Origin of the sequence: Archangium gephyra, from assembly GCF_042230915.1 — a bacterium.
Taxonomy (GTDB): domain Bacteria; phylum Myxococcota; class Myxococcia; order Myxococcales; family Myxococcaceae; genus Archangium; species Archangium gephyra_B.
This window is the reverse complement of the sequence record NZ_CP102578.1, coordinates 8,346,694-8,367,927: the sequence shown is the minus strand read 5'-3', so window position 1 is coordinate 8,367,927 and position 21,234 is coordinate 8,346,694. Positions and strand designations below refer to the sequence as shown.

Genomic DNA, 21,234 nt, shown 5'->3' with positions numbered 1-21,234 from the left:
TTGATCAGGCGGGCGGCTCCCCCTCGGACGTCTTCGGAGCGGATTCCGGAGGTTCGCCACCGGGTGGCGCATCGGCCCCCGGAGTGGGGGACTCGGCCGCGGCCGGAGTGCCGGAGGCCGGGGCGGAGGACGTGTCCACGGGGAGCACCGGCTCCCCACCCTCGGACGAGGGAAGGGCCCGCTCCTCCGCCCGCTCTCCCTTCAGGAGACCCCGCACCGTGTACCCGAGCACCACCAGGCACCCCAGGCCGAGCACGGCCCACCCGAGCTTCAGGGGCAGCCGGGACGGCTTCACCTGGACGGCGGCATGGAGCGCCTTGTGCCGGGTGGTCCGGAAGCTCACATCGAGGAGGTAGGGGCCCTCGTGCTCGGGGGTGAAGGTGGTCTGCCAGTCCTGGGGGCCCCGCTTCACGGTGACGGTCTGCCCGTGGGTAGCGCCCTCCTCCCGCAGGGTGACGATGACGGGGCCCTGGAAGGGCTCTCCCTCGAAGCTGCCCACGTGGAGGTTGAGGTGGAGGGGCTCTCCCTCGCGGGGGACGGCGGGGCGGATGCTCCCTTGGAGCCGCTCCTCGGTGTCCGACCAGGAGAGCGCCAGCACGTCGTCGTGGCTCTCCACCTCGATGCGATCGGTGGGGCCCCGGTCCAGCGGAGGGGGGGCGGCCCCGGCAGCCGAGGCCAGCCACAGCCCGGCCATCAGAGGGAACCAGAGGATTCCTGCGGGCCGTCTTTGCCTCGCCCCGGCCCCTCGCCTAAGATGAGCCGCTCTGATGTCTTCCACTTCGCGCTTGCTCCCCCCGGCGAGCAACCCGGGATGAACCCTCAACTCTTCGGGAAATATCAGCTCCTCAAGAAGCTCGCCACCGGCGGCATGGCCGAGGTGTGGCTGGCGCGCCAGAAGGGCATTGAGGGTTTCGCCAAGAACGTCGTGGTGAAGCGCATCCTCCCGCACCTGGCGGAGGACCGGGAGTTCGTGGACATGTTCGGCAACGAGGCGCGCATCGCCGCGCGCTTCAACCACCCGAACATCGCCCAGGTGTACGAGTTCGGCGAGGCCAACGGCACCTACTTCATCGCCATGGAGTTCATCCATGGCGAGGACCTCGGCCGGGTGATGCGCAAGGCGTACAACGCCGGCGGGTGGATCGCCCGGCCCCTCGCCATCCGCATCGTCGCCGCAGCGTGCGAGGGCCTCTACTACGCCCACACGCGCTCGGACGACAACGGCAAGCCGCTCAAGGTGGTGCACCGCGACATCTCGCCGCAGAACATCCTCATCAGCTTCGACGGCTCGGTGAAGCTGGTGGACTTCGGCATCGCCAAGGCGGCGGACCAGGCCACGGCGACGAAGTCGGGCGCCATCAAGGGCAAGTTCGCCTACATGGCGCCGGAGCAGGCCGCGGGCAAGCCGTTGGATCACCGCGCGGACATCTTCGCCATCGGACTGGTGCTCTACGAGCTGCTCACCGGCACGCGCCCGCTCAAGCGGGAGTCGGAGCTGGGCACGCTCCAGGCCGCCATGGAGTGCAACATCCTCCCGCCCTCGCAGGTGGCGGATTGTCCGCCCGAGCTGGACGAGGTGGTGATGCGCGCGCTGGCCAAGGCGGCGGATGACCGCTACCGGGACGCGCGCCAGCTGCAGCTCGCCTTGGAGGAGTTCCTCGTCGGACAGCGGTGGGTGGCCGGCTCGGTGCAGATCTCCGAGCTGATGGAGACGCTCTTCGCGGACCGGCTGGACGAGGAGAAGCGCAGCGGCAACCCGGAGCCCCGCAGCGACGAGTCGATGTCGGCGATGCCCGCGGTGCCGGAGCTTCCGGCCGAGGAGCCGCCGCCGCCGCCGCCCCGGAGCAGCTCGCGGGTGGATCCGCGCACCGGTACCCAGACGAACGCCGCCGACATGAACTGGGAGGCGCCGCCGGGCGAGATGCCCCAGCAGCGGCGCACGGGCACGCGCGCGGGCGTGGTCAACAAGCGCACCGAGTCGAGCACCCAGCCCATGGGCGACGTGCCCGAGGTGGAGGAGTGGGAAGCGCCTCCGGCCACCGAAGTGCCCCGCCGCCGCACCAGCAATGAGGCGCCGCGCCGCACCAACGTGGGCTCCACCTCCGTGGCGCGCATGCCCAGCCGCCAGGATGTTACCCGGGCCAGCATCGAGACCCCCTCTCCGAGGCGGGGCACCGAGTCCTCCGCCGTGCGGCGCTCGGGGATCCGCCCGGGTGAGCCGGCGCCGGACGCGGACGTGCCGCAGCCCCGGCTCTCGCGGGGCGCCGTGGCCGTCAACCCGCGGCCCATGCCCCTGGAGGACGAGGAGGATCCCGAGCGCACGATGTTGCCGCCGCCTCCGGAGCCCGTGCGGCCGCCGGAGCCCGTGCGACGCCGCACGGGCATGGCCCCGTCCTCGCAGCAGTCCGAGCCGGCTCCCAAGCCGCAGCCGCGCCGCACCAGCAGCCGCACGGAGCTGCCCGAGGCGCCCTCGTCTCCCCGCCGGCGCACCTCCTCCTATCAGGACGAGACGGAGGAGCTGGACGATGACGTCAGCACTCCCGGCGCCAGGCCCGGTGCCAGGTCCACCCCCGCGCGCGGCCGGTCGCTGCCGCCGCTGAAGAACCTGCTCGGGGTGTTCGTGGCGCTGTCGCTGGTGGGCCTGGCCGTCATCTTCCGCGGACCCATCCTGGAGATGCTCGGCAGCTCCGCCATGGACGGGCAGGGCATCTACCTCAACGTCGAGTCCAACCAGCGCGTGCAGGTGTCGGTGCGCCACGGCATGCGCTGCCGCAGCTCCGAGCCCATCACGGTGCTCGGCTTCACGCCGCTCAGCCGCATGGGCGGCGCGCACGTGCAGGACACGCTCATCCTGGAGAACAAGGAGCAGGGCATCTACGAGGAGATCGAGGTCCCCTTCGGCGAGCCCCAGGAGACGAAGTCCATCGAGCGCACCTTCCAGATGGGTTACTTCCGGCCCAAGCTCGTGCCGCGCAACGTCTCCGGCATCGAAATCTACCGGGACGGCCAGAAGCTCGGCCTCTACCAGCCCGGGCTGAAGCTGGAGCTGGTGGAGGGCACGCACCACCTGATGTTGCAGGGGACGTCGCTCAAGGAGCCGGTGCAGGTGGATGTCGACGTGAAGGCCCGCGACATCACCGACAAGACGGTGGACCTGTCCGCCTACATCCGCTAGCGCGGCTCAGTAGCGCGGCAGGCTCGGGTCCACCGCACGGGAGTAGAGATCGATCCCCCCGCGCAGGGACACCGCGTCCAGGCCGCGCGCGCGCAGGTAGGCGGCGCCGTCCAGGCTTCGCACGCCGTGGTGGCAGTAGACGACGACGCGCTTGCCCCGGAAGGCCTCCAGCTCCTCGTGGCGCTCGTCCAGCTCGGGCAGGGGGATGAGCACCGAGTCCGGGAAGGCCACGTAGGCGTTCTCCTGGGGGAAGCGCACGTCGAGCAGCACGGGCCTCGCCTCGGGCGGGCCGGATAGCTGCTGGGCGAGGGTGGAGGGATCGATCTCCGGGATGGGCACGCGGGGCTCCTTCAGGCGGACGAGGCGCAGAACTGCTCGTAGTCGATGAGCTCCACCCGGGCCCCGGGCGCGCACACGGGGCACTTCGGATCCTTGCGCAGCTTGAGCTCCTGGAAGCGGGTGCCGAGCGCGTCGAAGGTGAGCAGGCGCCCCACGAGCGGCTCGCCCACGCCCAGCAGGAGCTTGAGGGCCTCGTTGGCCTGGAAGAGGCCGATGATGCCGGGAAGCACGCCGAGCACGCCGGCCTCGGCGCACGAGGGCGCGAGCTCGGGAGGCGGTGGGGCGGGGTAGAGGCAGCGGTAGCAGGGGCCCTGGCCGGGGACGAAGGTGGTGACCTGGCCCTCGAAGCGGAAGATGGAGCCGTGGAGGTTGGGCTTGCCCTGGATGAGGCAGGCGTCGTTGAGCAGGTAGCGGGTGGGGAAGTTGTCCCCGCCGTCGAGCACCAGATCGAAACCCTCGAGAATCCGCAGGACGTTCTCCGAGGTGAGGCGCTCCTGGAAGGGGACCACCTTCACGTCGGGGTTGAGGGCCTCGAGGGCGGCGCGGGCGCTCTGCACCTTGGGCTGGCCGGCGCGCTCCTGGGTGTGAAGCACCTGGCGCTGGAGGTTGCTCAGGTCCACCACGTCCGCGTCGACGATGCCCAGCGTGCCCACGCCCGCGGCGGCGAGGTAGAGCGCGGCCGGCGAGCCCAGCCCGCCCGCGCCCAGCAGCAGCACCTTGGACGCCAGCAGCTTCGCCTGCCCCTCCTCGCCGACCTCCGGGAGGATGAGGTGGCGGCGGTAGCGCTCCTTCTGGGCGGGGGTGAGCACCACCGGCTTCTCCACCGGGTAGTGGGCGTCGCTCCAGCGGTTGAAGCCCCCGGCCAGCGAGGCCACGCGGGTGTAGCCCATGTGCTGGAGGGTGCGGGCCGCCAGGGCCGAGCGGGTGCCGCCGGCGCAGTAGAGGACGAGCTCCTCGTCCCGGGCGGCCTTGTCCTCGATGCGCAGCTCGAGGTAGCCGCGGGGGATGTGCACCGCGCCCGGCAGCCGCCCGCCCGCGTACTCGTCGCCCTCGCGCACGTCGATGAGCTTCACCGGGGTGCGCGCGTCCAGCAGGCGCTTGACGTCCTCGATGGAGACCTCGCGGATCTCCTTCTTGGTGGCGGACAGCAGCTCGCGGAAGGTGGCGGACATGGGAGCACACGTATAACCCGGGCGAGTGCCTCCTGGGGCGGGCGCTTGACTGCTTGCCTGGCGCCCGGCGCCCGAGCTGGCACGGGCACCCAGGAGGGGACAGATTCCGCCAGTGGGTGAAGGCCGTACCCCTGGAGCAGATGGCAATTCCGGCGCCCGGCGTTATAAGGCGCCTGTAAGGAGACCGACCTACATGGACACGACCACCACCCCTTCCGCCAATCCCACCGTTGCCCCCCAGGGCGAGCCGTCGAGCCCGGTGCGGCTCACCGAGGCCGCCGTGGCCCAGGTGAAGAAGGTCATCCAGGACCAGGGCTTCCAGGACTACTTCTTCTCCATCCGCGTGGTGCCGGCCGGCTGCAGCGGCCTGGGCTACGACCTGAACCTGGTGCGCGAGCTGAAGGCGGGCGATCTCACCTGGGAGCAGGACGGGGTGAAGATCGCGACGGACGCGCTGAGCAACAAGTACCTCGCGGGCACGGAGATCGACTTCGTGTCGAGCGTGACGGGCGCGGGCTTCAAGTTCAACAACCCGAACGCGAAGTCCTCCTGCGGCTGCGGCACGTCGTTCTCGACCTGAGCTGAACCCAGCGCACCACGCGCCACTCCCCGCCCCATCTCCCTCTCCCCCCGGGAGAGGGTCGGGGTGAGGGTGCCCGTTCCGGTGTTCCAACCCGTGGCGGTGAATCCGGGGTGAGGGAAGCCGCTCCACCGAGCGCCCCTCGCCCTTTTTTTCCATGGGGGTTCCCATGCGCCGGCTGACCTTCCCCGTCGTCCTGCCCTACGAGCTGCGCGAGTGGGTGGTGCAGTTCCCGGCCACGCGGGACGTGCTGCACCCCTTGGGGGAGCCGGGCAACATCGAGGAGGACTCCACCCGGACCCATGGGGGGCGCGAGTTCTGCTGGGCCTTCGAGACGGAGGATGGGCTGCGCCTGGGCGTGGTGTGGGCCGAATCCCAGAAGTACGTCGCGGTCGTCGCCGATCCACCCGAGCCGCAGCGGGCGATCGCGGCGCTGCGTGCGCTCGGACTGGAGGCCCCCTTCGAGACGCGCGCGCTTCCCGAGGCACTCCCGCTGCGGCGCGGCCATGCCCGAGGGGCCGTGTGGCTCTTCACGGGCGAGGGCGCCGCGCAGCCGACGGCGGCCTTCTCGCGCAAGCAGCTCGCGGACGACTGGCTGGCGAAGAACCGCTTCTCCGGGACGCTCGTTCCGTACCCGCTCGACAGGTCCCGCTACGAGTACGACAGGGACTGGGGACAGGCCGCGCTGCCTCCGCCCGGCTCCGACGAGGCCCAGCGGTACGTGGGCACGGTGGGGGAGCGCTACGAGTACTTCGAGGGCCGGCAGCTCTCCGGCACCGAGCGCTGGCAGCTCTGGCGGCAGGACGACAACGGCTCGCGCTTCCTGGTGGACGACTTCGGCAGCCGGACCGAGGCGCTGAAGGCCCTCCAGAAGATGGAGAGCGCCGTCCACAAGCAGGGCTATTGGCTGGAGCTGCGGCAGGGCGCGAAGTGAGCCCGGCCCGCTTCACGGCGACGCGGGCGGCTGGAGGGGCAGCTCCACGGTGAAGGTGGCGCCCTGGGCGGGCGTGCTCTCGGCGGACACCGTCCCGCTCATCGCGGAGATGATCTGCCGCGTCACGTACAGGCCCAGGCCGAGCCCGCCGTAGTGCCGCTCCGACACGGCGCGCTCGAAGCGGTTGAAGATGCGCCCCATGGCCTCGGGCTGGATGCCGATGCCCTCATCCCGGACCACGAGCCGGGCCCGGCCCTCCACTGGCTCGACCTGGATGTGCACGGGCTTGCCCGCCCCATACTTGAGGGCGTTGGACAACAGGTTCGTCAGGGCCTGCTCCAGCCGGAGCCGGTCCCACTGGCCGGCGACGGGCCTGTCCGCGTGGAGCACGAGCTCGCACCGGGCGCGCTGCGCCTCGGGGAGGAAGCGCGCCACCACCTCACGTGCCACCTCCGCCAGGTCCACGTCCTCGAGCTGCAACGCCATGCGTCCGGTGCTCAGCCGCGACACATCCAGCAGATCCGTCACCAGGTCCGACAGGCGCTTCACCTGCCGGCGCATCACCTCCACCTCCTTGCCCAGGCGCACCGCCAGGGGCGAGCCCGGCTCGGCCTGGATGCTCCGCTCGAGCCCCTGCAGCCGGAGACTCAGCGGGGTCAGCGGCGTCTTCAGCTCGTGGCTGGCCACCGAGAGGAACTCGTCCCGCAGGCGCACCGCCTCCTGCAGTTGCTCCAGGAGGCGCTCGCGCTCGGCCTGCTTGCGCTGGTCCTCCGTGGTGTCCCGCAGCTCGATGACGGTGCCCGTCGCCTTGCCGTCCTCGAGGATGGGGCTCGCGGTGAAGGCGGCCGGGTAGAAGCTGCCGTCCCTGCGGACGAACACGTCCTCGCCCTGTTCCTGGGCCCGGGTGGGCCGCGCCCGGTCGATGGGGCACTCCGCCACGGGGTAGGGCCTTCCATCGGGCCGCGTGTGGTGGATGAAGTCATGCAGCGGTTTGCCCCGCAGCTCTTCCAGGGTGAAGCCGGTGATGCGCTCGGCCGCGGGGTTCATGAAGACGCAGTGCTGGTGGGCGTCGATCATGAGCAGTCCCAGCGTGGCGTTGTGGGTGATGGCGGCGAGGCGCCGCTCGGTGCTCTCGAGGCTCCGCCGTGCCAGCACCTGCTCGGTCACCTCGAAGCCGAAGACCATCACCCCGTCCGGCTTGCCGTCCGGCCCGGGCATGGGCTGGTAGACGAAGTTGAAGTAGCCGGTGCGCGGCTGGTGCGGGTCTCCCACTCTGGCGGGGGTCTCCTTGCCGGAGTAGGGCTCGCCCGTCTGGTACACCCGGTCCAGCAGCTCGTAGAATCCCTGGCCGTCCAGCTCGGGCTGCGCCTGCCTCACGGTCTTGCCCAGCAGCTCCCGGCCGCCGAGCAGCTGCGCGTTGACGGGGTTGCTGAACTCGTAGACGTGCTCGGGCCCCCGGTGGATGGCGATGATGGCCGGAGCCTTCATGAGGATGACGTGGAGCCGTGCGCGCTGGGCCTCGGCCTCGGCCTGGGCGGCCCGCTCGCGCACGTTGAGCCAGGTGATGAGGGTGGCGATGGTGACGAAGAGGACGACGGCCAGGACGTCCCGGGCGCCGAGGGCGAACGCGTGCCGCGGGGACAGGAGGAAGTAGTCGGCCAGCAGGGCGGACAGGCCGGTGGCCAGGAGGCCAGGTCCCCACCCCCCGTTCCACGCCGAGAGCATCACCGCGCCGAAGAAGAGGATGAACGGCGTGGCCCGGACATAGGGGTACAGCACGAGCTGCACCACCAGGGCCGCGAGCGTCACCAGGACGGCGAAACCCTGAACCGCCAGCGGGGAGTTGCCCCACAGCCTGCCGTGCCGCGCCACCTGTGACACTCGCCCTGCCTTCACGTCACGCTGCCTAGCAGAGCCGGAAGGCAACTGCACCGGAGTCGTGGAGCCAGGCCCGGTTCTGAACAGCTCGCGGTGACACACGCACTGGGGGTTCCACCCGAGGGGGCCGCGGGCATGTCAGACCCGGCGGCTATACCGGAGGCACCGTCGGTCGACAGGCGCACCACGGGCCCCCATGTTCGGCGGACCATCGGCGCTCGGGAGTGTCGGCCCCTCCGCGTGGAGCGGAGCGTAACGGTCGTCGGCGGGCCCGCGGGCCCCGTGCTTTGGGAGAGGCACGGGGTTCGCGGGAGCTGTTTTCGCCCCCGTCCTGCCTCAGCCTCCGGCGCCGGGCCGGATGACCTTCTGCCAGGCGAGGCTCGTCTGCTTGCGCGAGAGCCGCTCCTGACGGCGCTGCTCGGCCTCGCGGAAGGCCGCGCGCTCCGCGTCCGTCTCCAGCTTGAGCGGGGGCACGGGCAGCCGCTGGCCATTGGGCGCGACGGCCACGAAGGTGAGCAGGGCGCTGGTGGCCATGTGCTTCTCGCCGGTGAGCGGATTCTCCGCCGTCACCGTCACGCCCACCTCCATCGACGTGCGGAAGGCGGCGATGACGCGCGAGTGCAGCGTCGCCGTCCAGCCCACCTTGATGGGGGCGTGGAAGTGCAGGTCATCCATGGAGACGGTGACCACCACCTGGCGGCAGTGGCGCTGGGCGGCCACGGCGCAGCAGATGTCGATCCACTCCATCACCTTGCCGCCGAACGCGGTGTTCACCGCGTTGGCGTCCGAGGGGAGGATCATCTGCGTCATCACCACTTCGGACTCGCGGGCGCTCTTGGCGGGGAGCTCGGACTGCTCGGACACGGAAGAAACCTCAGGCGAGGAAGGTGGTGACCCGGTCGAGGAACTCCTCGCGTCCCCGGCCAGTGCGGATGTCCTGGTTCGTCACATCCATCACCAGGCAGTCCACGCCGTACTTGTTCTGCAGCACCATGGGGAAGGTGGCGTAGTAGCCGTTGAGCCCGCGCAGGAAGCCCTTTTCAATGCCCTTCTCCTCCTCGCGGCCGCGCTGGCGGATGCGCCCGAGCAGCACGTCCACCGTGGGCACGTCGAAGTAGATGACCTTGTCCGGGTGCACGATGGTGCGCGTGAGGCGCTGGAAGTACTCGAAGTACAGGTCCAGCTCCGCGTTCGTCATGTGCCCCAGGCCGTGCAGGTACTTGGCGAAGATCTCGGGGTCCTCGTAGAGCGTGCGGTCCTGCACGCAGCTCTTTTTCACCGAGTGGATGAGCTCGTGGTGCTCGACGCGCCGGATGAGGAACTCGAGCTGGAGGGTGAAGGACCAGCGCCCCATGTTGGCGTAGTAGTCCTTGAGGAAGCGGTTATCGATGACGGGCTCGTCGAAGAGCTCGAAGCCGAAGGTCTGGCTGATGATCTTCGCGGCCGTCGTCTTGCCCGCGCCGATGTTGCCGGCCAGCGCGACGAAGCGCTTGGCGCGCGGCGCACGCACGCGGCGCACCGTGTTGCGCGCCGGCGCCTCGGGCTCGGGCGGGGGCGCCGTGTCCTCGGGCGCGGCCAGGGGCAGAGCAACGTTGGGTGCTATCGCGGCCTTCGGAGCGCGCTTGCGCGTGGGGGAGCGGGGCATACGGGCCATGGGCTTAACGCGGCTTTTGCTGCTCGTCCAAGACTCGGCGAAGAAGGTCCGGCCTGTCCGTCATGATACCTCCCACGCCCTCGCCCACGAGCCGGCGCATCTCCTCGGGATCATCCACCGTCCACACGTTGAGCCACTTGCCGCGGGCGTCCACCTCGCGCACGAGCAACTCGTCCACCAAGCGTACGTCCCCGAAGTACAGGGGCATGTCCAGGACGGTGTAGCGCGGCTCCTCCGGTGGCTGCTCGCCCGCCCGCAGGGAGAGGACGAAGGCGGCCAGTGCGTCGCGCGGGTAGAAGTGGCAGGCGTCCGGCATCACCCGCGCCAGGCGCTCGCCCACCACGTCCAGCTCGCTGCCGATACAGGCCTGTTCCAGCGCGCCTTCCTCGCGCAGCACCTGGAAGAAGGCGTCCTCGATGCCTGGCACGTCCGGCTTCACCTCGATGTTGAAGCGCAGACCCTGGAAGGCGCGCAGCAGCTCGCCGAGGGTGGACAGGTGCACGCCCTGGCCCCGGAAGGGGAAGGTGCGGCCCGCGTCCGGGGTGAAGTGGTAGCCGGCATCCAGGCGCCGCAGCTCGGCCAGCGTGTGGTCCGCGATCCGCCCCTCGCCGTTGGTGCACCGCTGCAGGGTGTCGTCGTGGAACACCACCAGCTCGCCGTCGCGGGTGAGGTGCACGTCCGTCTCCAGCACCTGCGTGTGGTAGCGCTCCACCGCCATGCGGAAGGCGGGCAGGGTGTTCTCCGGGGCCAGCAGCGAGCCGCCCCGGTGGGAGATGTGCAGGGTGGGGGAGAGGCCGCGGAAGTAGGGGTGCCTGGGGTGCGGCATGGCGATGGTCTCCGGGCGGGCCTCTTCCTTGCCGGGGTTCGGGACCCGCCGCTATAAGGCCCGGAAGAATAGGCCGGAAGCGCGGGATTTCTAGAAGTCCTTCCCGGCCCCTCCAGAGGAGACGCCACCGTGATTCCCCTGCGCAAGACCCTCGGGGCGGCGGCCCTGGTCGCGGCCGCGGCAGTGTTGGCTCCCGGTTGTGGAGAGCAATCCCCCATGGGCAAGCAGGACTCGGGCACGACACCGGGCTGCACCGGCGTGTGCAGCGAGGATGGTGGCCCTCCGCCGGATGCGGGCTCGCCCTCGGATGGAGGCTCCCAGGCCGACGCGGGCACGGGCTCGGCTCCGGTGGTGATGACCATCTCCGAGGCCCGCCGGCTCCCCGCCGGCAGCGGCACGCGGGTGCTGCTCGAGCGCCTCGTCATCCACACGCTCGAGCGCGTGGAGCGCCGCACCCAGGACTCGCAGGAGCAGGTGCGTGCCTGGTTCTGGGTGGTGGACCCCGCGCGTCCCATGCAGGGGCTCTGGGTGCACAAGGACTGGACGGACGTGCCCGTGGGTTTTGTGCCCCAGGTGGGCCAGCGCGTGGACCTCACGGGGTGGATGCGGGCCGAGTCCGGTTTCGAACAGTTCAGCGGCTACCGGACGGGCCTCGCCCAGGTGGAGCTCCGCCTCCTCGGAACGCTGGCGGTGCCCGCCGACAACCTCGCGCCCCCGGGCTTCGGCAACGCGGAGGGGGGCCGGGCCCGTCCCAACCCGGAGCTGCTCGGCACGCGGGTGTATGTGCCCGGGCCGCTCGCCGTGACGGACGTCTCGCCCCGGGCGTTGCCCGCCTCCTCCGGCTTCGAGCTCGAGGGCGGAATCCTGGTGAGCACCCGGTACGTCTCCGGGCCCGGCTCCTCTCTGGATGGAGGCCCGGGGGGCTGCGACGTGCTGGCCGACGTGCTCGGCGATGGGGGCACCGGGGTGTTCCCCCTGGGCATCCGGGGAGTGTGGGACACCTACACCTTCGTGCCCTGTGCGGATGGGGGCACGGGCGGGGCGTGTTCTCCGGATCCGGATGGCGGCCAGGTGCCGGGGACGGAGGGGCCGGACGGTGGGCCCGGCAACCGGTTCACCCACATCCTCCATCCCCACAGTTGTGACCGGGACCTGGCGGGTGGGTGGGATGCCGGGAGAACGGGCTCGGGCGGGTAGCCGAGCGGGCGTCAGGTCTGCTATCCCACATCTGGTTTCCGCCCCACCATCCAAGTGGGGACTGCGGGTAAGCTCGGAAACAAGCTCAGCGTCTCACGTCGACCGACACCCAGGGGGCTCCCATTCCCGAGAACGCGCCACAGACTGCCACCCCCTTTGGCAAATACCTCCTCATCAAGCGGCTCGCGATGGGGGGAATGGCGGAGCTCTTCCTCGCGCAGGAGCCCCCCGAGGCCGAGCTGTTGGTGATCAAACGCATCCTCCCGTACCTCTCGGAGGAGCCGGAGTTCGTCCAGATGTTCCTGGACGAGGCGCGCATCGCCGCGCAGCTCCATCACCCCAACATCGTCCAGGTCTTCGAGCTGGGGAAGATTGGCGAGAGCATCTTCATCGCCATGGAGTACCTGGAGGGCGTGGACCTCCGGCGCATCCTCTCGGAGGAGGCGAAGTTCACCTCGGCGGTGCCCTACGCGGTGGCCTCGCGCATCTGCGCCCAGGTGGCCGCGGGCCTCGAGTACGCGCACAACTCCAAGGGCGTGGATGGCCGTCCGCTGGGGCTCATCCACCGGGACGTCAGCCCGCAGAACGTGATGGTGACGTACAACGGCTCGGTGAAGCTGGTGGACTTCGGCATCGCCAAGGCCGAGGCCATCGCCGAGCGCAGCAAGCCGGGCGTCATCAAGGGCAAGTTCCTCTACCTCTCGCCCGAGCAGGTGATGCAGGAGCGGTTGGATCACCGCTCGGACGTGTTCGCGCTGGGGGTGATGCTCTATGAGATCACCACCGGGCGCTCGCCCTTCGCGCGGCCGACGACGGAGGGCATCCTCTACGCCATCCGCTTCGAGAACCCCTCGCCGCCCCACCTCCTGCGGGACGACTATCCGCAGGAGCTGTCGCGCATCGTGATGAAGTGCCTCGTGAAGGATCGCAACCTGCGCTACCAGCGGGCGGCGCAGGTGCAGGCGGACCTGGAGGGGCTGCTCAACTCGGGCATGCTGCGGCAGAGCGACGACGTGGCGGCCTACATCGCGCGGCTGCTGGGGGAGGAGGAGGAGCGCACCATGCTCCACGTTCCCATTCCGAAGCCCGGCGCGCGCAAGGACTCCTCGGTGCAGGTCCCCTCGGGCCTCGCCGCGCTCCCCACGCGCCGGCCCAGCGCGCAGAACGTGCGTGCGGCGGTGGAGCCCGACGAGGCCGAGCCGGCCACGGAGATGGCCCGCCCGCGCGACCTGCTCGCCGCCACGGCCCTGGGCGACGAGGAGGACGACGAGCCCACCGCGCTGAGCACCGCGCCCAGGCGCTCGCCGGTTCCGCCCCCTCGCACCGCCACGGGCGAGTCCACCTTGCAGGACCGGCCCGCGCGCACGCCCCCCGGAGTGGCCCGGCGTCCCACGCCCGTGCGCAAGCCCGCCATCTCCGGCTCGGTGGCCGCGTTGGATCGCCGCCGCGCCCCGCCCCCGGTGCCCGAGGAGGACGAAGAGGAGGGCTCGACGAACTCCGTCTCCGTCACGTCCTCCACCGTGAATGAGCGGGGGCCCGTGTACGAGGACGACGACTCCTTGCACGACGAGACCGGCGAGCTCTCGCAGACGCATGATCTGCCGCGCCCCGGTGCGCGCCGCGTCGAGGAGGAGCAGGAGGACGACGAGTCCACGGCTGGCTACGACCACAGCTTCGTCACCGAGTCCGAGGCCCACCGCCCTGCGCCCGCTGGCAAGTCGCGGGCCCTGCGCCTGGTGGTGGCGGCCCTGGTGACGCTGCTCGTCGTGAGCGCGGGTGGAATCGCCTGGCTGTTCCTGATGCCGCCCAAGCAGCCCGAGCCCGCGCCGCGCCCGCCCGCCACGTCCACCCGGGACGAGGCTCCGCGAGCCGGCGAGGGTGATCCCGCCGAGGCCGCTCCCTCCACGGGAACTGGCACCGGCACCGGGACCGCCTCGGCCACCCCCGGCGCTTCCGCCCCCGAGACGGGGACAGGCACCGGAACCGCCTCGGCTACCCCCGAGTCGGGCACGGGCGCTCCCCCGGCCGACCCGGGTACGACCGCTCCCGACACTGGAGCAGGCTCTGCTACCCCGACGGCTGAGCAGGGGGGGGAGGCTCCGGCTGCTTCCGCGTTGGTGGCGGGGGAGACGGCGGCCGAAAAACCGGCGGAGACTCCGGCCCCCGCGCCTCCGGCCGAGGTTCGCGTGCAGTTCAAGGGACCCCCACGCACGGTGATGAAGGTGGCGGATCGCACCGTCCGGGCCAACGGCTTCCTGCCCCTGCCGCCGGGCCCCATCGAGGTCAGCTACCAATGCGGTGGCCGAGGCCGTTGGCGTACCAAGGAATTCCAGGTTTCCGAGGGCTCGAGCAGGCCGGTCGTCTTCAACCTGAGCAAGCGGGATTGCGCCTCCCAGAAGACCCGTCGGTAAGGGTTTCCGAGGGGGACATATGCGGTGGGCTCCCCCTCCAGCGGACAAGTGGGCGAGGGTACGCGGGAGTGGATATAAGCCGTTGGAATTCCAGGGGATTTGTCCTTCTCATCTCGTTTACACGTGTCAGACGGGTCTTTAGAATCCGGCCCTGTCTATGGCGCGCGCGAACAAGAAGAACCTGGCGAAGAAGAGGAGCTCGCCGGCGGGGCGGATCGCCCGTGAGCACCAGCCCATCGCACCCGAGCCCAATCGGTTGCTGAAGGTGTGGCGTCGAGTGCTCGAGCGCCGGCTGCGCACACGGCTGCGGGCTCCGGTGGCGGTGGAGGTCCACGACAACACACACACGATGCTCACGTTCCAGCGTGACCGGGCGTTGTGGCGGCTTCGGCTGCACCACATGTTCCTGGCGGCGCCGGACGAGATCATCCAGGCGCTGGCGGCGTACGTGCGCCACGGCGACGCGGAGGCCAGCGCGCTGCTCGACAAGTTCATCGAGCGCAACAAGGTCTACATCCGCCGCGTGTCCCCGGCGCAGATGCGCAAGCGCCTGCGCATGGAGCCGGTGGGGCAGCACCACGATCTGGGCCGCATCTTCGAGCGGCTCAACGAGCGCTACTTCCGCGGACGCATCGACGCGGCCATCACCTTCGGGCCGGCGCCGCGCGTCACCCGGCCGCGCAAGAGCATCAAGATGGGCTCCTACTCGGCGGACTCGCGCGTCATCCGCATCCACCCGGCGTTGGATCAGCCGGTGGTGCCGCGCTACTTCGTGGAGTGGATCGTCTTCCACGAGATGCTGCACCACGTGTACCGGACGCGCCGGGGCGAGGACGGGCGGCGCTGCATCCACCCGCCCGAGTTCCTCGAGCACGAGAAGCGCTTCCACGACTACTCGCGCGCCCAGGCCTGGGAGCTGGAGAACCTGGACCTGTTGCTGCGGGCGCGGGTGTCGGCCTGAGCAGGGCCTCCCCTCAGGGGAGGATGATGCCGCCGGGGCTGCGCCGCTCCGCTTCGGCTGACTGGGCCCGCTGCTGCTCGGCGGCGCGGGCCCTCGCCCGGGCCTCAGCGGGATTTTCCGCCTCTGGGGCGGCGCGCTGCGCCATGGTGACGAGCAGGGCCTTCTCGAAGAGACGCTCGGCGTAGCGGGAGGGCGGCTCGGTGATGCCGTGCGCGAGCCTGCGGGCCTCGGCGCGGGCCACCTGGGCCGGGTGCTCCTTGCCCGTGCGCTCGAAGTGGAGCGCCATCTCCCACAGGCGGCTCGCGTGGAGCTGGCGCATGGCCGGGGCGGCGAAGAAGGCCTGGGCCTGGACGTGGGCCGCCTGGATGATCTCCTCGTTGCGCTGGGCCATGGTGAGGGCGAGCGGGCTGGCCTCCAGCTCGTCCACCTTCTGGGCCAGGCGCTCCAGCTCGGCCACCGGGGGCAGCCAGCCGCGCATCTCCGGCTCCTCGTGGAGCTTGTGGCCCTCGTAGGCGAGCCGCTCGTCCTCAGGCTCCGGCGGGGGAATCTCCAGGGGCACGTCCCGGGCCTGCACGCCCAGGTGGCGCAGCACCGCGTCGAGCCCCTGGGGGAAGGGGGTGCGCATGCGCAGGTTGAGGCCCACGGCGGCCGTCAGCCGCTCCAGGGCCTCGGCGTGGGGAATCTCCACGGCGGCATCGGGCCCGGGGCTGGTCGCCTGCTTCACCACGCGCCGGTACTCGCCGCGGCTGAGCTCCACCACCTGCAGGCGCTGCACGCCCTGCTCGTCCGAGTAGAGGAACTGGATGGCCTCGACGCCTCCACCGCGCAGGGGGCGGGCGATCTCCAACACGCGCTCGCCGGTGCCGTCGATGCTGGTGAGCAGGGCGGGCAGTGGCTCCGGGCCCGTCACCACCGGGCGCGGGGCCTCGGCGGCGGAGGGGCGTGGCGGACTGGCAATCTCGACGCCGCGCGAGCGCAGCCGGTAGAGGGCCTTCTTGGCGGCCTTGGCGAGCCCCTTGTTCCCGGAGCCCGCGAGCGCCTCGGCGAGGGCGGGCCTGCCCTCGAGCACGGAGCCCTCGAGCAGGGCGAGCGCGAGCGGCTCGGGGAGGGCCTCGACGTCGGCGGACGGGGCGGAGCCGGGCTCGGCCGCGAGCGAGCGGGCACGCTCCACCGCGTCGGAGGGGAAGCCGGGCAGGGGCGTGCCGGCGCGCAGAGCGTCCAGCACTGGACGTGGATCAGCCAGAGGGCTCTTGGTGGACATGCACTGACAGGTAATGCCCCGTGCGCGGCGCGGTGAGGTGGGCGGGGGCCGGGCGCGCCGGACGGCGACCACTGGCCCACACTTGGTCCGCCCCGAGCGTTCAGCGGCGGCGCACCAGCCAGCTGTTGCCCGACTCGGCGGCCACGGTGAGCTCCTGTTGGAGCCGTTCCCCGAAGATGCGCGAGGGGTGGACGCCGCGCACGAGGAAGTGATCGTAGGCGGGCCCCTGGGAGGCGTAGTCGAAGTCGTGGGGCCGCCACTCGGAGGGGAAGGTGGGCGGGGGCGTGCCGCGGTAGCGCAGGGGCGAGTGGGGCGTGAGGGCGAAGCTGAAGTTGGTGCTGCCGCCGCGCGCGCGGGCCAGCTCGGCGGCGCCGTGGAGGAAGACGGGGTGGCGCACCACGCGCGAGCCGGTGTCGAAGATGAGGCCCATCACCCGGGGCTTGGGCGCGGTGGCTTCGGCGAGGGCATCCCACTCGGAGGCCTCGCGGGAGAAGGCGCGGAAGCCGCGGCCCAGCACGAGCGCGAGCAGCAGGGCGCAGGCGGCGCTGGCCCACAGCAGCGGGCGGCGGAGCGCGGGTTGAGTCACCGGGAGGCTCGCCACGGCGAGCACGGCGGCGAGCTGCGCGTAACGGGTGTTCAGGTGGTAGATGTAGCCGCGGATGTCGAAGGGCAGCAGGAAGTAGAAGCTGAGCGCGAGGAAGGCGAGCCCTGGCAGGCGCCAGCGGGCCACGGAGCCCTCGCCGCTGGAGTCACCGCGCACCACGCCGAGCACCAGGGCGCACACGGCCACGGCGCCCACGGCGTAGAGGGGCCAGCGATCCGAGCCGTCCCGGAGGAGGTTGGCGAGCACCTCGAGGAGCTCGGCGCGGTTCTGCGCGAAGCTCTTCCAGGCGAGGTTTCGCGGCGACAGCATGGGGCCCCAGGCCTTCCAGGGGGCGCCCGTCTCCACCTCGGAGGGCTGGCCCAGGCGCAGCACCACCCACGAGAGGAAGAGGACGACGCCGGGCGTCACGCCCAGGAGCGCGGGGATCCGGGGCCGCAGCCGGGCCTGGAAGCCTCGGGCGCTGGCGTCCTCGGGGACGGGGGTGGTGAGGAGCAGCCAGGGCAGGGCGAGCCCGAGGAAGGCGAAGGCCTGCACGTGGAAGAGCAGGACGGCGACGAGGCACACGCCGAGGCCCGAGGCCCAGCGGTGGCGCCGGCCCTCGGTGGTGAGGGCGCGGACGAAGAGGCCGCAGCAGAGCAGGGCGAGCGGCAGCGCGGCGAGGTAGTTGATGAAGCCCCACCCGAAGCTGTCGCCATAGGCCAGGGGCAGGGCGAGCAGCGAGGGCCACGTAGGGCGCCCGAGGGAGCGCAGCAGGAAGGCGAGCGAGAGGGGCAGGCCCACCACGTAGGCGGAGAGGAAGAGACGGTTGGCGAGCTCCAACGGGAGCAGCCAGTTGAGGAGGCTGACGGCGTAGTAGTAGCCGAGGTAGGGCGTCAGCTCGTGCCGCGCGGCGAAGAGCTGGGGGTAGAGGGTGGTGGGGTCGTCCAGCCGGTGGAGGACGGAGATGAGGTGGAGGTGCTGCGGCAGATCCACCATGGGCAGGTGCGAGGACACCCACAAGGGCAGGGCGCCCAGCACGAGGGCGGCGGCGTAGACGAGGCGATCGGTTCGCGCGGACACGGGTGGGGCGGACTGTACGTGGCGCCTCCGCGTGCCGCGAGCGCTCCGAGCGGCCCGAGGTGCCTGCTCGCGGGGCGGCCCTGCTGGAGGGGGGTGCACACTGCGGGGCGCCGGGTTTGGACAGAGGGAAAACGCTGGGATATAGCCTGGAGGGATTCGGGTCTGTCACCCGGGAGGACCGAGAAGATGAAGCACATCGGGATGACGCTGGCGGCGGCGGTGGTGGGCAGTGTGCTGCTCACGGCGGGGCAGGCGGGGGCGTGTGAGGGTCACCGCGCCAAGGCCGAGGCCGTGCCCGCGCCAGTGGAGCCCGGCAAGCAGGAGTCGGCGGCCGCGGCGAAGCAGGACACGCGGAAGCAGGACAAGGCGGGCGAGCTGCACGCCGCGAAGTGCCGGTGCTCGAGCGCGGCGGACTGCACGTGCAAGAAGGGCTCGTGCGAGTGCCCCAAGTGCAAGAAGCCTCGTCAGGACGTGGTGCCGTCGCTGGAGGCCGAGGACACCACGCAAGAGGTGCGGAAGGTGCGCCTGGACGCCTCGGCGGGTGTCTTCATCTGACCGGCTTCTCTGCCTTCACCACCAGCAGGGGAGGCAGGCGCAGCCGGGCGAAGCCCACGAGTCCCACGGCGGACAGGGCGTCGCGGAGCTCCTCCTCCTCGCGTGGGTGAAGGCCGGCGCGGCGCTGGACGAAGGCCGAGGCCCTGCCCGGAGGCATCCAGGTGCTGGCCACGAAGCGGCCGCCCGGACGCAGCACGCGCGACACCTCCAGCAGCAGCCGGCCCACGTCGGCGATGAAGTGCAGCGAGTGCGCCAGCAGCACCGCTCCCAGCGAGTCATCCTGGAAGGGCAGGTAGGGCGCCTCGGCGCGGAGGAAGTCCACGTGCACGCCGGCCTCGCGGCCCTGGGCCACGGCCTCCTCGAGCATCGCCCGGGACAGGTCCATCCCCACCACGGCGGGCAGGTCCGGCTCGCGCGCCAGACGCCGGGCGAACAGTCCGGTGCCGGTGCCCAGGTCCAGCATGGGCGCCTCCGGGCGGCCCAGCAGGGAGCGGTACAGCAGGTACTCGCTGTCTCTATCCAGGGGAGGGGCCGCGACGGCGCGCTGGAGGGCGGGGCGCACATAGCGCTCGTAGGAGCGGGCGATGAGCCGCTGCTCCATTCCGCGCTGGGCCAGGGCCGAGGCGGCCGGCTGGAGCGCCAGGTCCGCCACGCCCTCGGTCACCGGGAAGCTCGCATGGCACTCGGGACAGTGCAGGGGCCCGAAGACGAGCTGGGGAGTGTCCTGGTCCGGTGTCAGCTGGCCGCGCCGGCACCGGGGGCAGCGCAGCAGCTGGAAGATGGCGCGATGCATGAACGTCGCAAGCTAGCGTCCCAGGAGGACCACGGAAACACCCGCATCACTCCCTCTCCCACCGGGAGAGGGTCGGGGTGAGGGTGCCCGTCACCGTTCCACTGCCCCGTGAAACACACGGAGCGGGCCGGTGCTCAGCCGCCGATCTCCTCGGTGGACACGAGGATGGGCCAGCCGCGGGCCATGGCCTCGCGGAAGAAGCCGGCCAGCTCGTACCGGGCGCTGTTCACCGCGCCGAGGAACGGATCGATGAGGGACTCCTCGCCCAGGCTGCGCCCGGGGTTGAGCTCCACCGGGTGGCCGCAGCGCTCGCAGCGGATGGAGACGGAGCGCGCCAGCGCCACGGGGACGGCGTAGCGGGCGCTGCACTCGGCGCACTTCCAGACGAGTGCCCGCTCGCCCGCGTCCCGCCGGGCCAGCGTCTCCAGCTCATCCGCCAGCCGCAGCAGCGCGGGCAGATCCTGCGGGGGCTGGGCGAAGAGGGCGGACGGACCGAAACCCGACCCGGGGCTGCCCAGGTTGGGTGGCTTGTCCCCCTTGAGCAGGGCGCGCAGGCGGTCCTTCGCCTTCACGTCCCGGAACTCGGCGCTCGCGAACGCGCGCTCCACCGCCTCATGCAGCGGGGGCAGCTCGGGCTCGAGCCGCTCGTCCGAGGGCAGGGACTGCGGATGCGCCACCACGCGGTGGCCAGGGATGGCGACGAATCGGAAACCCACGTTGCTCAGATCGCACCGCGCCGCGTCCGGTGCAAGGCGCGAATACGGCGCGATGATGGATTTGCCGCTCCCGCGACAGACGGCGCGGTGCGTCACGCCCTCACTGTGACCATTCGAGCATCCGCTGCAGCGGCGCCAGGGCCGCGGCCTGCAGATCCGCGGGCAGCGTCAGCTCCGGCGTCTTGTCCCTCATGCACCGGTAGAGCTTCTCCATCGTGTTCAGCCGCATGTACGGACACTCGTTGCAGGAGCAACCGTTGTCCGGAGGTGCGGGGATGAAGGTCTTCTCCGGCGCGCCGCGCTGCATCTGGTGGAGGATGCCGGCCTCGGTCACCACGATGAACTCGCGCTTGGGGCTCTTGAGCACGTAGTCGAGCAGGCCCTTGGTCGAGCCGATGTAGTCGGCGTGCCGCAGCACGGCCTCCTCGCACTCGGGGTGTGCCACCACCTCGGCCTCGGGATGCTGCACCTTGAGCTGGACCAGCCGCTTCTCGCTGAAGATCTCGTGGACGATGCAGCTGCCCGGCCACAGCACCATGTCCCGGCCGGTCTGCTTCATCACATAGCGGCCCAGGTGCTGGTCCGGGGCGAAGAGGATCTGCCGCTCCTTGGGCACCTGGTTGACGATCTTCACCGCGTTGGAGGAGGTGCAGATGACGTCGCTCATGGCCTTCACGGCGGCGGAGCTGTTGACGTAGCTCACTACGAAGTGCTCCGGGTGCTTCTCCTTGAAGGCCCGGAAGGCCGCCGGGGGGCAGCGGTCGGACAGGGAGCAGCCCGCCTTGAGGTCCGGCAGCAGCACCAGCTTTCCGGGATTGAGGATCTTCGCGGTCTCCGCCATGAAGTGGACGCCGCAGAAGACGATGACGTCCGCCTTCGTCCGGGCCGCGGCCTGGGCGAGCGCCAGGCTGTCCCCGACGAAATCCGCCACATCCTGGATCTCGCTCTCCTGGTAGTAGTGCGCGAGGATGACGGCGTTGAGTGTCCGCTTCAGTTCCTGGATTTCCCGCTCGTAGTCCATCTCGGCGCCCATCGCGTCTCCTTCCGGCTCATTTAACCGGCGGTCCGGATGGGGGCCAAGGACGAATACCCAGCGGGTAGGCGGCGGCGGCTCCGGTG

Annotated in this window: 19 protein-coding genes; 7 read left to right on the top strand and 12 right to left on the bottom strand. The window is 71.1% G+C overall.

Features of this window, described 5'->3' with window-relative positions; translation table 11 throughout:
* Positions 1-4: 4 nt before the first annotated feature.
* Entirely contained in the window at positions 5-694 is a 690-nt protein-coding gene (locus tag NR798_RS32660; RefSeq protein ID WP_375766437.1) for a hypothetical protein, read from the bottom strand.
* A gap of 117 nt (positions 695-811) precedes the next feature.
* Between NR798_RS32660 and NR798_RS32655 the strand changes: the two genes are divergently transcribed.
* Positions 812-3,175 (top strand): protein kinase, encoded by a 2,364-nt coding sequence (locus tag NR798_RS32655; RefSeq protein WP_375766436.1) that lies wholly within the window; start codon positions 812-814, stop codon positions 3,173-3,175.
* A gap of 6 nt (positions 3,176-3,181) precedes the next feature.
* Here NR798_RS32655 and NR798_RS32650 read toward each other — a convergent pair whose 3' ends face one another.
* Complete coding sequence (locus tag NR798_RS32650) at positions 3,182-3,514, bottom strand: rhodanese-like domain-containing protein (protein WP_375766435.1); 333 nt, start codon at positions 3,512-3,514, stop codon at positions 3,182-3,184.
* Positions 3,515-3,525: 11 nt separating this feature from the next.
* Positions 3,526-4,686 (bottom strand): molybdopterin-synthase adenylyltransferase MoeB, encoded by a 1,161-nt coding sequence (moeB, locus tag NR798_RS32645; RefSeq protein ID WP_375766434.1) that lies wholly within the window; start codon positions 4,684-4,686, stop codon positions 3,526-3,528.
* Positions 4,687-4,879: 193 nt separating this feature from the next.
* Here moeB and NR798_RS32640 point away from each other — a divergent pair, with 193 nt between their 5' ends.
* Both NR798_RS32640 and NR798_RS32635 read left to right on the top strand, forming a co-directional pair.
* Entirely contained in the window at positions 4,880-5,266 is a 387-nt protein-coding gene (locus NR798_RS32640; protein ID WP_375766433.1) for a HesB/IscA family protein, read from the top strand.
* A 169-nt stretch (positions 5,267-5,435) separates the two neighbouring features.
* Positions 5,436-6,200, top strand: a complete 765-nt coding sequence (locus NR798_RS32635) for a hypothetical protein (protein WP_375766432.1) — start codon at positions 5,436-5,438, stop codon at positions 6,198-6,200.
* Between the two features lie 12 nt (positions 6,201-6,212).
* Here the strand turns inward: NR798_RS32635 and NR798_RS32630 are convergent, their stop codons facing one another.
* The 4 genes from NR798_RS32630 to NR798_RS32615 all read right to left on the bottom strand — a co-directional run bounded on the left by NR798_RS32630 (position 6,213) and on the right by NR798_RS32615 (position 10,558).
* Positions 6,213-8,096, bottom strand: a complete 1,884-nt coding sequence (locus tag NR798_RS32630; RefSeq protein ID WP_375766431.1) for an ATP-binding protein — start codon at positions 8,094-8,096, stop codon at positions 6,213-6,215.
* A 318-nt stretch (positions 8,097-8,414) separates the two neighbouring features.
* On the bottom strand, positions 8,415-8,888 hold the full coding sequence (locus tag NR798_RS32625; RefSeq protein ID WP_375773858.1) for an acyl-CoA thioesterase: 474 nt from the start codon (positions 8,886-8,888) through the stop codon (positions 8,415-8,417).
* 64 nt (positions 8,889-8,952) lie between these two features.
* Positions 8,953-9,723, bottom strand: coding sequence for a deoxynucleoside kinase (locus NR798_RS32620; RefSeq protein WP_375773857.1), 771 nt, complete (start codon positions 9,721-9,723; stop codon positions 8,953-8,955).
* 13 nt (positions 9,724-9,736) lie between these two features.
* Positions 9,737-10,558: a glycerophosphodiester phosphodiesterase gene (locus NR798_RS32615; protein ID WP_375766430.1), complete on the bottom strand. Its 822-nt coding sequence runs from the start codon at positions 10,556-10,558 to the stop codon at positions 9,737-9,739.
* A gap of 129 nt (positions 10,559-10,687) precedes the next feature.
* Between NR798_RS32615 and NR798_RS32610 the strand changes: the two genes are divergently transcribed.
* The 3 genes from NR798_RS32610 to NR798_RS32600 all read left to right on the top strand — a co-directional run bounded on the left by NR798_RS32610 (position 10,688) and on the right by NR798_RS32600 (position 15,127).
* The gene (locus NR798_RS32610) at positions 10,688-11,755 is read left to right on the top strand and encodes a hypothetical protein (RefSeq protein WP_375766429.1); all 1,068 of its coding nucleotides are present in this window, start codon (positions 10,688-10,690) and stop codon (positions 11,753-11,755) included.
* A gap of 122 nt (positions 11,756-11,877) precedes the next feature.
* Positions 11,878-14,166 carry a protein kinase gene (locus NR798_RS32605; RefSeq protein WP_375773856.1) on the top strand — a complete coding sequence of 763 codons (2,289 nt, stop codon included), beginning with the start codon at positions 11,878-11,880 and terminating at the stop codon, positions 14,164-14,166.
* 157 nt (positions 14,167-14,323) lie between these two features.
* Positions 14,324-15,127 (top strand): hypothetical protein, encoded by an 804-nt coding sequence (locus tag NR798_RS32600; protein WP_375766428.1) that lies wholly within the window; start codon positions 14,324-14,326, stop codon positions 15,125-15,127.
* 13 nt (positions 15,128-15,140) lie between these two features.
* Here NR798_RS32600 and NR798_RS32595 read toward each other — a convergent pair whose 3' ends face one another.
* Entirely contained in the window at positions 15,141-16,352 is a 1,212-nt protein-coding gene (locus NR798_RS32595) for a hypothetical protein (RefSeq protein ID WP_375766427.1), read from the bottom strand.
* 136 nt (positions 16,353-16,488) lie between these two features.
* Positions 16,489-18,051: a hypothetical protein gene (locus NR798_RS32590; RefSeq protein WP_375766426.1), complete on the bottom strand. Its 1,563-nt coding sequence runs from the start codon at positions 18,049-18,051 to the stop codon at positions 16,489-16,491.
* Positions 18,052-18,237: 186 nt separating this feature from the next.
* Here NR798_RS32590 and NR798_RS32585 point away from each other — a divergent pair, with 186 nt between their 5' ends.
* The gene (locus tag NR798_RS32585) at positions 18,238-18,606 is read left to right on the top strand and encodes a metallothionein (RefSeq protein ID WP_375766425.1); all 369 of its coding nucleotides are present in this window, start codon (positions 18,238-18,240) and stop codon (positions 18,604-18,606) included.
* Here NR798_RS32585 and NR798_RS32580 read toward each other — a convergent pair.
* From NR798_RS32580 to nadA, 3 genes are all read right to left on the bottom strand, one after another.
* Positions 18,599-19,399 carry a methyltransferase domain-containing protein gene (locus NR798_RS32580; RefSeq protein ID WP_375766424.1) on the bottom strand — a complete coding sequence of 267 codons (801 nt, stop codon included), beginning with the start codon at positions 19,397-19,399 and terminating at the stop codon, positions 18,599-18,601. The two genes, NR798_RS32585 and NR798_RS32580, sit on opposite strands and share 8 nt — an antisense overlap.
* A 134-nt stretch (positions 19,400-19,533) precedes the next feature.
* Positions 19,534-20,115 (bottom strand): hypothetical protein, encoded by a 582-nt coding sequence (locus NR798_RS32575; RefSeq protein ID WP_375766423.1) that lies wholly within the window; start codon positions 20,113-20,115, stop codon positions 19,534-19,536.
* A 100-nt stretch (positions 20,116-20,215) separates the two neighbouring features.
* The gene (gene nadA, locus NR798_RS32570; RefSeq protein ID WP_375766422.1) at positions 20,216-21,148 is read right to left on the bottom strand and encodes a quinolinate synthase NadA; all 933 of its coding nucleotides are present in this window, start codon (positions 21,146-21,148) and stop codon (positions 20,216-20,218) included.
* Positions 21,149-21,234: the final 86 nt, after the last annotated feature.